The sequence below is a fragment of the Brevibacterium renqingii genome (genome assembly GCF_017808105.1).
Taxonomy (GTDB): Bacteria; Actinomycetota; Actinomycetes; order Actinomycetales; family Brevibacteriaceae; genus Brevibacterium; species Brevibacterium renqingii.
In genome coordinates this window covers 55,563-68,319 of the sequence record NZ_JADBHF010000008.1, presented here as the reverse complement: position 1 = coordinate 68,319, position 12,757 = coordinate 55,563, and the positions used below count along the sequence as shown (strand labels likewise).

Genomic DNA, 12,757 nt, shown 5'->3' with positions numbered 1-12,757 from the left:
GTGATGGATGATGAACGACACTGCCGGACTCACTTCGACCTGGATGACAGCCACACTGTCATACCGATGACGGCTGCCAGTCCGAAGAACCAGATGAACAGACCCTCTGCCACTGGTCCCAGCGATCCGAGCTTGAATCCGCCGGGGGAGGGGTTCTCCGAAACTTCCTTGACGTAGGCGATGACGTCGCGCTTATCGTCGGGAGTCAGGTTCGCATCGTTGAAGATCGGCATGTTCTGCGGGCCGGTCTGCATCGCTTCGTAGAGGTGCTTCTCCGAGACCTCGGAGAGGTTCGGTGCGTACTTGCCGCGGGTCAGGGCACCACCGGAGCCGACCACGTTGTGACACATGGCGCAGTTGGTGCGGAACAGGCCGCCGCCAGCGGCGGGATCGCCTTTCGACGCGTCGAGGTACTCGTCTTCGGGCACAGCAGGTCCGGGACCGAGTGAAGCGACGTAGGCGGCGAGCTGAGAGGTCTGCTCCTCATCGAACTGAGGTTCCTTGACACGTGCCTGCGGGCCATTGGCCTGCAAGGGCATGCGTCCGGTGCCGACCTGGAAGTCAACTGCCGCGGCGCCGACGCCGATGAGGCCGGGACCGGCCTTCGAGCCTTCGGCGTTGAGGCCGTGGCAGGTGGCGCAGTTGGCCGCGAAGAGCTTCTTGCCCTCTTCGATGTCCGAGGCGCTGGCCGTGTCCGCCTTGGCGCTCGATGTCTGTGTGAAGAGTGCGTAGGCTCCGCCTGTCAGCAGCAGTGCCACGAGAAGAAGCGCAACCAGAGCCATGGGATGTCTGCGGCGATCTGCTAGAAGCTTCACTTGATCGTCCTTTGCTTGAAGTGTTGTAAGTCCTGGGGGCCGAGCATCTCAGGCCGGCTACTGAAGCAGGTAGATGACGCCGAACAGACCGATCCAGACGACATCGACGAAGTGCCAGTAGTAGGACACGCAGATTGCGAATGTGGCTTCGTGATGGCCGAACTTCTTTGCTCCGTAAGCACGTCCGATGACGAGCAGGAAGCAGATGAGTCCGATGGTCACGTGGATGCCGTGGAACCCTGTCGTCAGGTAGAAGACGGAACCGTAGCCGTCGGAGTTGATGGCGATTCCCTCGCTGACGAGGGTCGCGTACTCCATGACCTGGCCCGAGACGAAGACCGCGCCGAGGAGGAAGGTGAGGTAGAACCACTCGACCATTCCCCATTTGGCGATGTTGAACAGGGAACCGGTCCGCCGTGGGCGGAACCGTTCGGCTGCGAACACACCGATCTGGCAGGTGAACGAAGACGACACCAGGATCAACGTATTGCCGAGGGCATAGGGGATGTCGAGGATCTGGGTCCTCGCCTCCCACAGCTCCGGCACAACGGACCGAATGGTGAAGTACATGGCGAAGAGCGCGGCAAAGAACATCAGGTCGCTCGCGAGGAACACGATGAAGCCCACCGTGGTCACATTCGGACGATTGACAACCGGATGCGCTGGCGCTGTTTGAGATGCAGTGGCAGTTGACACAACCCCATTATTACCCGTCTGGGGGTGAGTTTTCATCTTTTACCCAGGTTTCGGGAAAGAAATTTCTACACGATGTAGCGAAATCCGCGAACTGGTGCCGGAATCTCGATCCGGAACTCCCTTCCGCCCGCGTGTCGAACACAGGATAGGATGCCGCAGGTAAGGTCCGCCCCCATGTCGAGGGGCGGCTGCGAAGCCTAGCGAGAGTTCATACGGATGACCGATTCCACGCCCCTGACCACCTCGGCAGCCCATGTCGGCGAGGCCCGCAGCGAGGTCCAGGCAGCCACTCACAACTGGCCGGATCTGCTCATGGCGCTCATGCACCAGCAGGATCTCGACGGGGAGCAGGCGGCATGGGCGATGGATCAGATCATGTCGGGCAAGACCCCGGATGTGACAATGGCCGCATTTCTCGCCGCACACCATACGAAAGGGGAGACCGTCGAGGAGATCGCCGGGCTCGTCTCCGCGATGATGGACCATGCCGTGCCCCTGCCCGGTCTCGCCGACTCCGTCGACATCGTCGGCACGGGCGGCGACCGGGCGAAGACTGCGAACATCTCGTCGACCGCGGCAATGATCATCTCCGCCACGGGGCAGCGAGTAGTCAAGCACGGCAACCGGGCGACCTCTTCGGCGTCGGGCTCGGCCGATGTGCTCGAGGCGCTAGGCGTGAGATTCGACATCACTCCCGAGCAGACCGGGCAGATCGCCAAGGAGGTCGGGCTGGCGTTCTGCTTCGCCAATGTCTTCCACCCCTCGATGCAGTTCGTCGCTGCCGTGCGTCGTCAGATCAATGTGCCCACTGCGTTCAACATCCTCGGGCCCCTGACGAATCCGGCGCGGGCCCGGCACACGGCGATCGGAGTCGCGGACGCCCAGATGGCTCCCTTGGTAGTCGGCACCTTGGCCAAGCGCGGACACCAAGCGGTCGTCTTCCGCTCCCGTGACGGGCTCGATGAGCTGAGCAACACCGCGGTCAACGACGTCTGGGAGGTCCGGCACGGAGAGATCGAGCACACAACCTTCGATGCTCTCGACCTGGGGATCGAGCGAGTGACGAAGGAGGATCTGCGGGGCGGAGGTCCGGAGGAGAACGCCGCGATCACCCGGGCAGTCCTCGACGGGCACCGCTCGCCTGTGCGCGATATCGTCGCGATCAATGCGGCGGCGGCCCTGGTGGCAGCGGACGAATCCGCGGTCGGCAGCTTCACCGAACGGTTGGCGGCGAAACTCCGAACAGCCATCGAGACCATCGACGACGGCCTTGGAGCCGCGAAGCTCGATCAGCTCATCGAGGTCTCACACCGGGTCGCCGAGACGAACCGTTCCTGAGGCCCGCGCATGCGAGTTCGCTCCCGTGGTCGGCAGTGACCAGCCGGGGTCGTCCGGCGATCCTGCGGAGACCAATTCGGCCGTGGACAGCCACGCCGCCAAGAGGCGGGTCTCCTCGGGCAGCGAATCGGTGTCCTGCGGCAGCGGTCCAGGAGACGGGATCCACTCTGCAGTCGACTGCAGAGCGGTGAGAGCCTCGGCCATGCCCCGGCGAGCGGACACATGGCTCGCTCCGGCGAGCCTGCCGTGACGGATGACGACGAGATCCCATCCCGAATCGAATCCGGGGGCGGCTGCCGCGAGTTCCGGCACCCGGCGCAGCGCGGACACCTCCTCTGCGCGCGCGGCAGTGGAGACGGCCGCCCGCAGGGCGTCGCGGACCTCTGCAGCCGTCTCGTAGCGGGATTCGCTCGCCAGCCTCTGCATGCGTTCGGCACCCAGCCGGTGCAGGGTGGACAGGTCTCCGGCGAGCACGGCGAAGAGTTCGCCGATGCTCGTGCGGTAGTCATCGGCGTCGGTGACTCCCGCGCATGGGCCGCCGCACTGGCCGACCTGTGAGCTGACGCATGGCCGGTGCGTGCTGAGGCTGCGCTTCGTCACGTTCGTCGTGCACCTCTTCACCGGATAGAGCGTGTCGAGGAGCTCCTTGACCGTCTGGGCACTCTTACGGGACCGGAACGGCCCCAAGGGTGGGGCGGGCGAGCGTTCGAGCGCGGAATTCGAGCGGACCACCGACAGTCGGGGGAAGAGTTCGTCACTGAGCACGATCCAGGAATTCCGCTCCGGGTTCTTCGACCGGCGGTTGTAGGGCGGGGCGAGTTCCCCGATCAGGCGGATCTCACGGACCTCGGCTTCCAGCGCGTGCGCACAGGGCAGGCAGCTGACCTCCTGCGCCGCAGTGATCATCTCGGCCATCCTGCCCCGGTTCTCCGAGGCGTTGAAGTAGCCGCGCACACGCCGAGCCATATTGCCCGACTTGCCGATGTAGAGGACACGGCGCGTGCCGTCGAGGAACATGTAGACGCCGGGCTCGGCGGGCACCCCCTTGGCCAGATGGGATTTCGCCTGTCGTTTGGCCCAGCCGGACTGGCGCACCGTCGACAGCTCCTCCAGAGTCGTCACGCCGTAGCCGCCGAAGCGTTCGAACAGGTGGTGGAGCAGCTCTCCTGTCGCCCGGGCGTCGGACAGGGCGCGGTGATCGGGGGTGACCTCGGTGCCGAAATGCGCAGCGAGCGTCGACAGCTTGTGATTGCGCACTTCGTCGCGGCCGATGACTCGGCGGGCCAGAGTGACGGTGTCGAGGATCGTGGGGGCCGGCCAGTGGTAGTCGAGCCGCTCGCAGGCCGAGCGGAGGAATCCGATGTCGAACGGAGCGTTGTGAGCGACGAGAACCGCGCCGATGGAGAACTCGAGGAAGCTCGGCAACACAGACCTGATCGACGGCGCGTCGTCGACCATCGCGTGCGTGATCCCGGTCAGGCGCGCGACGAAGGGGCTGATGACGGACTGTTCGGGTTTGACCAGGGATTGGAATTCCCCCACGACCTCCCCGCCGCGCGTCTTGACCGCGCCGATCTCCGTGATCTCCGACTGACCGGCGCGGGTGCCCGTGGTCTCGAGGTCGACGACGACGAAGGTGACCTCCGACAGGGGAGTGCCGAGGCTGTCGAAGGACAGCTGCGTGTTCTGCAGGACGCTGGGAGCGCGGTCGAATGGGGCGGTCATGAACCCAAGTGTGTCACCCGGCGGTGACATGGATGGGCGGGCACCTCGATCACACGGAGGACCCGTCGCCGTCGTCGGAGGAACGGTGCTGAGGCAGATGGAAGAACAGGCCCACCGCTCCGCCGACCCCAACGGCGAGACCGATGAGCAGATACCAGCCGGGCAGCGGCCGGAAGAAGATGATGCCGAAGAGCAGGAGCAGGACCGCGCCGAGGGCGGCCGCCCATGAGAGCACGAGTGTGGGCGAGGCCGTACGCCATCCGATCGGTTCGGCGGGACCTGGGTGCCAGTGCTCGGAGTCATCGAGCGCCTCACGGACATCCTCGACGGGCATCTCGCCCATCACCGCCGAGGGTTCGGCGATCTGCTCGACGAGGGCCTCCCATTCCTCGTCGCTGATGCGAGAACGGTCCTTGCCGATCCGTTCGGAATCGGGCACGTCCTGCCGCCAGTCCTCACCGTCTTCGTCACCGGGAGTCGCAGGGGGCTCTTCGTCGTTCATATCCGTCACAGCAATTCTCGCCCCGAGGCTATTCCCCGTCCCCGGCGACTCGGGAGGCACCGCCGGCACCGGCTCGTGCGGTGGACAGAACCGCCTCGGCGATCAGAGGCGCGTCGAAGTCGAGAGTGGCCACGTGGCGCGACCGACGCAGAGCGACGATGTGCGGCGGGTGCGGCAGATTCGAGCGCAGACTGCGCAGCGTCCGCGGCCCGACCACATTGTCCTCCCCGGAGACCATCGCGGTGACCGGGCACTCGACCTTCCACAGATCCTGACGCAGGATCCGCAGCGCCTGGTGGAAGGAAGCCAGCGGTGCGAGCGGCGTCCGCGGGTAGGCGTATTCGTCGCGATCCGGATGAGCGATGTCGCCTCCGATCGACGGAATCGTCCGCACCACTCTGCGGAGCACGGGCAGAAGCGGGGCGAAGGGCGAGTCGATGTGGAGCGCAGGATTGACCACGACGAGCTCATCGGGCGCGGCCGCGGTCGCGCCCAGGGCCAGGGCCAAGGCCCCGCCCATCGACAGACCCGCGACGACGACCCGGTCGTGATCGGTCTGCAGTCGACCCAGCTCCGTACGCGCCTCACCGAGCCAATCCGCCCAACCGGTCGGGACCATCTCCTGCCAGGTGGTGCCGTGCCCGGGCAGCAGCGGCACACTGACATCGACTCCTTCGGCCGCGACCGCCCGCGCGATGGGCACCCAGACGACGGGGGACCCGGTGATCCCGTGCAGGAAGAGGACCGCAGTCGAGGAGCGGGCGTCGAGGCTGCGGAAGGCGGCCGTCGGATCCGACCGCAGGGTGAAATCGATCTCCATGCCCCCAGGATGGCACGAATGACTTGTCCCTGGCGTGGCCGTTCATGCTTCGTGTCGATATATGATTGCCGAGGACGACAAGGAGTCGTACATGGAAGGGTGCGCGTGTTCTACTGGTTTCTCAAGCGAGTCCTCGCCGGACCCATCCTGCGGATCCTGTTCCGTCCCTGGGTGCGCGGCCTGGACAACCTTCCGTCGGAGGGCCCGGCGATCATCGCGGGAAACCACAATCACTTCATGGACTCGATCTTCGTCCCGCTGCTCGCGCCCCGCCCGGTGGTCTACCTCGCGAAGAAGGACTATTTCACCGGCCGTGGGATCAAGGGCGCGGTCACCCGCTGGTTCTTCAAACTCAACAACCAGCTGCCCATGGACCGAGGCGGCGGATCGGGCTCGCGGGCCTCGCTCGAATCGGGGCTGAAAGTGCTCGGCGAGGGCAATTGCCTGGGCATCTACCCCGAGGGCACCCGATCGCCCGACGGCAAACTCTATCGGGGCCGGACGGGAATCGCACGGCTGGTCCTCGAGTCCGAGGCGCCGGTCATCCCCGTGGCCATCATCGGCACCGACAAACTCCAGCCCGCCGGCCGGCTGGTGCCCAAGCTGCGCCGAGTCGGCGTCGTCTTCGGTTCTCCGATGGACTTCTCGAAGTACGCCGGCCTGCCCACCGACCGCTTCCTGCTGCGATCTGTCACCGATGAGATCATGTACGAGATCATGCGGCTGTCCGGGCAGGAGTACGTCGACACCTATGCCTCGACGGTCAAGACCAAGCTGCTGACCAGTGCGAAGCCGAAGAAAGCGGACAGCGTCGGGGACGCCGCCCGGGATTCGACGAGGAAGTCGAAGGGCACCGGAGCCGCGACGACGTCGGGCAGAGAGGACGACGGGCCGGCGGCACCGGCCGAGTGAGCCTCTCGCCACGGCCTCACGACGGCTGCATGACATGTTCGAATACTGCGGTAACGGCGACACGCAGAAATCGTTACCTTCAGGTGTTTGTCCTGACCGGACCGGCAGAATAGCTTGGAGTTGTTGAATCCCACTGTAGGTTCGCTGGGAAGAGGGCTAGAATGACTGTGTTCTCGGTCCTTCCAAGCGACCTTCGCTTCCCCCAGGGACTTTAAGGAGGAGTCGGTGTGAACCGCTCAAGTCACGAAAGCGTCGACATGACGTCGATGCCGGCAGCGGCCCAAGGGCTGCTGTTCGATGATGATCTGCCCGTTCTCGACGAAGAGGCCGGCTACCGCGGTCCCACCGTGTGCAAGGTCGTCGGCATCAGCTATCGTCGTCTCGATTACTGGGCGCGCACCGACCTGGTGACCCCGTCGATCAGGAACGCGACCGGTTCCGGCAGCCAGCGTCTCTACAGCTTCCGCGACATCCTCGTCCTCAAGATCGTCAAGCGGCTCCTCGACACCGGTGTCGGGCTGCAGTCGATTCGCACCGCGGTCGAGCACCTGCGCTCCCGGGGCGTCGAGGATCTCTCCCAGATCACCCTCATGTCCGATGGGGCCAGCGTCTTCGAGTGCACATCGCCGGACGAGGTCGTCGACCTCCTCCAGGGGGGCCAGGGTGTATTCGGCATCGCCGTCGGCCGCGTCTGGAACGAGGTCGAAGGCACCCTGTCCGAACTTCCGAGCGAACGGCTGCCGGAAGACGGTGCGGCCATCGAAGCGATGGACGAGCTCGCCGCCCGTCGCGCCCGCAAGAGCGGCTGATTCCAGCGCGGCTCTCCACAATCTGAATCGCCGAGGCGGTCCGTCCACTGGACGGGCCGCCTTCGCTGTTGACTGCGGGCGCCGGATTCCGGATGGCTCCCGATGACCACGATTCCCGCGGACCCACCGGGATTCGCGCTCGGGTTCCGCCGCCTGAACATCAAGCTGCCGCCCGAACCGAGGGTCAGGGCGGCAGTCGCATAACTGTGCTGGGGGAGAGGCTACTTCTTCTCAGGCTTCGCCTGGTTCGACTTCGCATCCCCACCGCGCCGGCTGCGGATGTTCTCCGAACGCAGCGCCCGTTCGAGGAGCGAATCGAATGACCCTGCCACCTCCTCTGCCGGTTTGCCCGGCCAGGAGTGGATCGGACGAGCCGAGCCCTGGGCCTGCTGCATCACTGCACGCTCGGCCAAAGGCGGGTTGAGCACGAGCGGGCCGAACATCTCGCGCATCTCCTGGATGCGATAGTCATGCTCCGTCGATCCCGCGCGGACTCGGTTGACGACCAGACCCAGCGGCTGCAGGTCGCTGGCCCCGCGCTGCCTGAGCTCATCGGCGGCGCGGAGGGCTCGATCGGCCGCGGCCACGGAGAAGAGGCTCGGTTCGGTGACCACAGCGACTCTGTTGCTCGCCGACCAGGCCGTGCGAGTGAGCCCATTGAGGCTCGGGGGGCAGTCGATGAGGACGAGGCGATACCCCTTTGCGATTCGGCTCAGGGCGTCCTCGAGTCGGCGCAGGTAGCGCTCGGACAGCGAGGGGCGGTCGAACTCCGCAGCACGAGGCGAACCGGAGATCACGTCGAGATGGCCGAGTCTGTCGCCGACCCACCCGGACGGGATGATCGCCTCGGACAGGATCTTCTGGGACTTCGGAGCAGCGAGAACATCGGCGATGTCGACCCGCGTCGAGGTCGGCACATCGAGGCCGGTCGACGAGTCCGCCTGTGGGTCCATGTCGACGACCAGGGTCGGAATTCCCCTGTTGTAGGCCGCCGAGGCCAGACCGAGCGTCACGGACGTCTTACCGACTCCGCCTTTGAGGCTGCTGATACTTAGGACAAGCACCCTCCTACGGTAACGTATCGGGCCCGGCGAGGCCGTCCCGACCACGCCGAGACCCATGTCTCAATAGTGAGTGGACCCCCGGTCGCAGAGGTGGCGCAGGTCACTGAGTAGAGTATGTTCCCGACAGCTTGTCGACCAGTCGCCCCAGTGCGGCCGTTACAGAAGTGAGAGACACCTATGTTCTCCAAAGTTCTTGTGGCCAATCGCGGAGAGATCGCCGTTCGCGCGTTCCGTGCCGCTTATGAGCTCGGAGCCTCCACCGTTGCGGTCTTCCCTTACGAAGACCGCAACTCCGAGCACCGCATGAAGGCCGATGAGGCCTATATGATCGGCGAGGAGGGGCACCCCGTCCGTGCCTACCTCAGCGTCGAGGAGATGCTGCGCGTCGCGAAGGAGAGCGGCGCAGATGCGATCTACCCCGGTTACGGCTTCCTGTCCGAGAACCCGGATCTGGCCCGCGCCTGCGCTGAAGCGGGGATCACCTTCGTCGGCCCGAAGGCCGACGTGCTCGAACTCGCCGGCAACAAGGTCCAGGCACTGGCCGCGGCCCGCAATGCCGGCATCCCGGTCCTCGACTCCACCCGGCCCTCGGCCGATATCGCACAGCTGCTCGCCGATGCTGAGTCGATGGAGTATCCGCTCTTCGTCAAGGCCGTCGCCGGCGGCGGCGGGCGCGGGATGCGGCGCGTCGCGCAGGCCTCGGATCTCGAGGACGCGCTCAAGGCCGCCATGCGTGAGGCGGAGGGCGCCTTCGGCGACCCGACGGTGTTCATCGAACAGGCTGTGCAGCGTCCTCGTCACATCGAGGTCCAGGTCCTGGCCGACAACGACTCGAACGCCATCCACCTGTTCGAACGCGACTGCTCCGTGCAGCGTCGCCACCAGAAGGTCGTCGAGATCGCCCCGGCACCGGATCTCGATCCGGCGATCGCCGAGGCACTGCACACGGACGCCCTGAAGTTCGCGAAGGCGCTGGGTTACCAGAACGCCGGAACCGTGGAGTTCCTCCTCGAGACCGAAGGCCCCAGGGCCGGCAAGCATGTCTTCATCGAGATGAACCCGCGCATCCAGGTCGAGCACACCGTGACCGAGGAGATCACCGACATCGATCTCGTCGCCTCGCAGATGCGCATCGCCTCGGGCGAGACGCTCGAGGAGATCGGGCTGCGCCAGGAGGACATGCGCATCAAGGGTGCGGCTCTGCAGTGCCGCATCACCACAGAGGACCCGGCGAACTCGTTTCGACCCGATACCGGCACCATCACCGCCTACCGCTCCGCGGGCGGTGCCGGAGTCCGTCTCGACGGCGGCACCGTCCACGCCGGCGCCGCGGTCAGCCCGCACTTCGACTCGATGCTCGTCAAACTCTCCTGCCGGGGACGTGACTTCGCGCAGGCTGTGGGCCGGGCGAAGCGCGCACTCGCCGAATTCCGGATCCGCGGCGTCTCGTCGAACATCGGCTTCCTCCAGGCCGTCCTCGACGACCCCTCCTTCATCGCCGGCGATCTGTCGACGGCATTCATCGAGGAGCGCCCGCATCTGCTCGACGCCCGCGTCAGCGCCGATCGCGGATCGAAGCTGCTCGACTACCTCGCCGATGTCACGGTCAACCGTCCCCACGGCGAACCGGGCCTGCGCATCCGACCGACGGACAAGCTCCCGGACATCGACCTCTCCGCCGCTCCGGCCTCGGGCAGCCGTGACCGGCTCCTCGACCTCGGTCCTGAGGGGTTCGCCCGGTCGCTGCGCGAGCAGACCGCGCTGGCCGTGACCGATACGACTTTCCGTGATGCCCACCAGTCACTCTTGGCCACCCGCGTGCGCACCCGCGACCTGCTGGCCGTGGCCGGTCACGTGTCCCGGATGACACCAGAGCTGCTGAGCATCGAGGCGTGGGGCGGAGCCACCTATGACGTGGCCCTGCGCTTCCTCGGCGAGGATCCCTGGGAACGCCTCGAGGCACTGCGGTCGGCGGTGCCCAACATCAACCTGCAGATGCTGCTGCGCGGACGCAACACCGTCGGATACACCCCGTACCCGACCGAGGTCACCGACGCCTTCGTCGACGAGGCCGCACGCACCGGCATCGACATCTTCCGCATCTTCGACGCCCTCAACGACGTCGAGCAGATGCGTCCGGCCATCGAAGCCGTGCGTGGAACGGATTCCGCCCTCGCCGAGGTGGCCCTGTGCTACACCTCGGACATCCTCGATCCGCGTGAGGAGCTCTACACCCTCGACTACTACCTGCGGCTCGCCGAGCAGATCGTCTCCGCCGGCGCCCATGTGCTCGCCATCAAGGACATGGCCGGGCTGCTGCGTCCCGCCGCGACGGCGAAGCTCGTGACCGCCCTGCGGGAGAACTTCGACCTGCCCGTCCACGTGCACACCCACGACACCGCCGGCGGACAGCTCGCGACGCTGTACGCAGCCGCAGGTGCCGGTGCCGACGCCGTCGATGCGGCCTCGGCTGCCATGGCCGGCACCACCAGCCAGCCCAGCCTCTCCGCCCTCGTCGCGGCCTTCGAGAACACCGACCGGGATACGGGCATCAGCCTCGACGCCGTCAGCGACCTCGAACCGTACTGGGAATCCGTACGCAAGGTCTACGCCCCCTTCGAGTCCGGGCTGGCCGGACCCACGGGACGGGTCTACCGGCACGAGATCCCGGGTGGACAGCTGTCGAACTTGCGTCAGCAGGCAGTGGCGCTGGGCCTGGGGGAGAGGTTCGAGGACATCGAGAAGATGTACGCGGCCGCCGACTCGATCCTCGGGCATCTGGTCAAGGTCACTCCGTCGTCGAAGGTCGTCGGCGATCTCGCTCTCCACCTCGTCGGTGCAGGAGTCTCTCCGGAGGAGTTCGCGGAGAACCCCGAGAAGTTCGATATCCCGGACTCGGTGATCGGATTCCTCAGCGGCGACCTCGGTGACCCTCCGGGCGGATGGCCGGAGCCCTTCCGGACGAAGGCGCTGGCCGGTCGCGCTCACAAGCCGCTGGTCGAGCACCTCGAAGCCGATGATGCCGCCGCTCTCGAGGAGTCGGGCCGGGAACGCAAGGATAAGCTCAACCAGCTCCTGTTCCCCGGACCGACCAAGGAGTTCGAACAGATGCGGGAGAACTACGGCGATCTGTCCGTGGTCGAGACCTCCGAGTACCTCTACGGCCTCACCGCGGGCGAAGAGCACGCGGTCGAGATCTCCAAGGGCAAGAACCTGCTCATCGGTGTCCAGGCAGTCGGCGGCACCGACGAGCGCGGAATGCGCTCGGTCATGTTCACCCTCAACGGACAGCTGCGTCCCCTGCAGGTGCGCGACCGCTCTGTCGAAAGCGAAGTCAAGACCGCCGAGAAGGCCGATCCGAACAACGCCGGCCATGTCGGCAGCCCGTTCGCCGGAGTCGTCACGATGCAGGTCCACGAGGGCGATCAGGTCGCGGCGGGGGACACGATCGCAACGATCGAGGCCATGAAGATGGAAGCGACGATCACCACGCAGACTGCGGGAACGGTCTCGCGGGTGGCTATTGCCGACGTTCAGCAGCTCGAGGGCGGCGATCTCGTCGCAGTCGTCGATGCCTGAGAGAGAGATCCGCCTCTGGGGCGACCCCGTGCTGCGCAGCGTCTGCGATCCGGTGACGGTGTTCGATGACTCCGTCGAGGCTCTGGCCGCCGACCTCGTCGACAGCTCCCGGCCGGAAGGCCGCGCTGCGGTGGCCGCCCCGCAGATCGGGGTCGGGCTGCGGGCCTTCGGCTACGACCTCGATGGCCGCACCGGCTATGTCATCAACCCCGAGATCGAAGTCGGCGGGCGGCTGCGTGACATCGAAGAGGGCTGCCTGTCCGTCCCCGGACTGTTCTTCCCCACTCCGCGCTACGAGTTCGCCCGAGTGCGCGGAGTGGATGCGAAGAATGAACCGATCGAGATCGAGGGCACCGAGGTCTTCGCCCAGATGCTCCAGCACGAGGTGGCCCACCTCGACGGGCAGGTCTATGTCCAGACCCTGCCGAAGGAGCGTCGCCGTGAAGCGATGAAGGCCATCCGGTCGAGCGACTGGTTCCTCGCCCGCATGGCCTGAA

The 12,757-nt window shown here is 66.0% G+C and carries 11 protein-coding genes; 5 read left to right on the top strand and 6 right to left on the bottom strand.

Annotated features, from left to right (window positions below; translation table 11 throughout):
* Window positions 1–29 precede the first annotated feature (29 nt).
* Both qcrC and ctaE read right to left on the bottom strand, forming a co-directional pair.
* Entirely contained in the window at window positions 30–815 is a 786-nt protein-coding gene (gene qcrC / locus IHE57_RS09735) for a cytochrome bc1 complex diheme cytochrome c subunit (protein ID WP_209326080.1), read from the bottom strand.
* A 57-nt stretch (window positions 816–872) separates the two neighbouring features.
* Window positions 873–1,511 carry an aa3-type cytochrome oxidase subunit III gene (gene ctaE / locus IHE57_RS09730; protein WP_436627487.1) on the bottom strand — a complete coding sequence of 213 codons (639 nt, stop codon included), beginning with the start codon at window positions 1,509–1,511 and terminating at the stop codon, window positions 873–875.
* 216 nt (window positions 1,512–1,727) lie between these two features.
* Between ctaE and trpD the strand changes: the two genes are divergently transcribed.
* A complete protein-coding gene (gene trpD, locus IHE57_RS09725; RefSeq protein ID WP_209372784.1) occupies window positions 1,728–2,849 on the top strand; it encodes an anthranilate phosphoribosyltransferase in 1,122 nt (373 codons plus the stop codon).
* Here trpD and IHE57_RS09720 read toward each other — a convergent pair.
* From IHE57_RS09720 to IHE57_RS09710, 3 genes are read right to left on the bottom strand one after another with little or no spacing between them, the layout of a single operon-like run.
* Window positions 2,817–4,574: a DEDD exonuclease domain-containing protein gene (locus tag IHE57_RS09720; RefSeq protein WP_209372782.1), complete on the bottom strand. Its 1,758-nt coding sequence runs from the start codon at window positions 4,572–4,574 to the stop codon at window positions 2,817–2,819. The two genes, trpD and IHE57_RS09720, sit on opposite strands and share 33 nt — an antisense overlap.
* Window positions 4,575–4,623: 49 nt before the next feature.
* Window positions 4,624–5,076, bottom strand: coding sequence for a hypothetical protein (locus tag IHE57_RS09715; RefSeq protein ID WP_209372767.1), 453 nt, complete (start codon window positions 5,074–5,076; stop codon window positions 4,624–4,626).
* A gap of 28 nt (window positions 5,077–5,104) precedes the next feature.
* Window positions 5,105–5,896 carry an alpha/beta hydrolase gene (locus IHE57_RS09710; protein ID WP_209372765.1) on the bottom strand — a complete coding sequence of 264 codons (792 nt, stop codon included), beginning with the start codon at window positions 5,894–5,896 and terminating at the stop codon, window positions 5,105–5,107.
* Between the two features lie 105 nt (window positions 5,897–6,001).
* On the opposite strand from IHE57_RS09710, the gene IHE57_RS09705 reads away from it, so the two are divergent.
* A complete protein-coding gene (locus IHE57_RS09705; protein WP_209372763.1) occupies window positions 6,002–6,808 on the top strand; it encodes a lysophospholipid acyltransferase family protein in 807 nt (268 codons plus the stop codon).
* 227 nt (window positions 6,809–7,035) lie between these two features.
* Window positions 7,036–7,617 carry a MerR family transcriptional regulator gene (locus tag IHE57_RS09700; RefSeq protein WP_436627486.1) on the top strand — a complete coding sequence of 194 codons (582 nt, stop codon included), beginning with the start codon at window positions 7,036–7,038 and terminating at the stop codon, window positions 7,615–7,617.
* Window positions 7,618–7,838: 221 nt separating this feature from the next.
* Here IHE57_RS09700 and IHE57_RS09695 read toward each other — a convergent pair whose 3' ends face one another.
* Window positions 7,839–8,681 (bottom strand): ParA family protein, encoded by an 843-nt coding sequence (locus IHE57_RS09695; protein ID WP_209326074.1) that lies wholly within the window; start codon window positions 8,679–8,681, stop codon window positions 7,839–7,841.
* A gap of 177 nt (window positions 8,682–8,858) precedes the next feature.
* Between IHE57_RS09695 and IHE57_RS09690 the strand changes: the two genes are divergently transcribed.
* Both IHE57_RS09690 and IHE57_RS09685 read left to right on the top strand, forming a co-directional pair.
* On the top strand, window positions 8,859–12,260 hold the full coding sequence (locus tag IHE57_RS09690) for a pyruvate carboxylase (RefSeq protein WP_209372761.1): 3,402 nt from the start codon (window positions 8,859–8,861) through the stop codon (window positions 12,258–12,260).
* Window positions 12,253–12,756, top strand: coding sequence for a peptide deformylase (locus IHE57_RS09685; protein ID WP_209372759.1), 504 nt, complete (start codon window positions 12,253–12,255; stop codon window positions 12,754–12,756). Before IHE57_RS09690 ends, IHE57_RS09685 begins: the two co-directional genes overlap by 8 nt.
* Window position 12,757 lies beyond the last annotated feature (1 nt).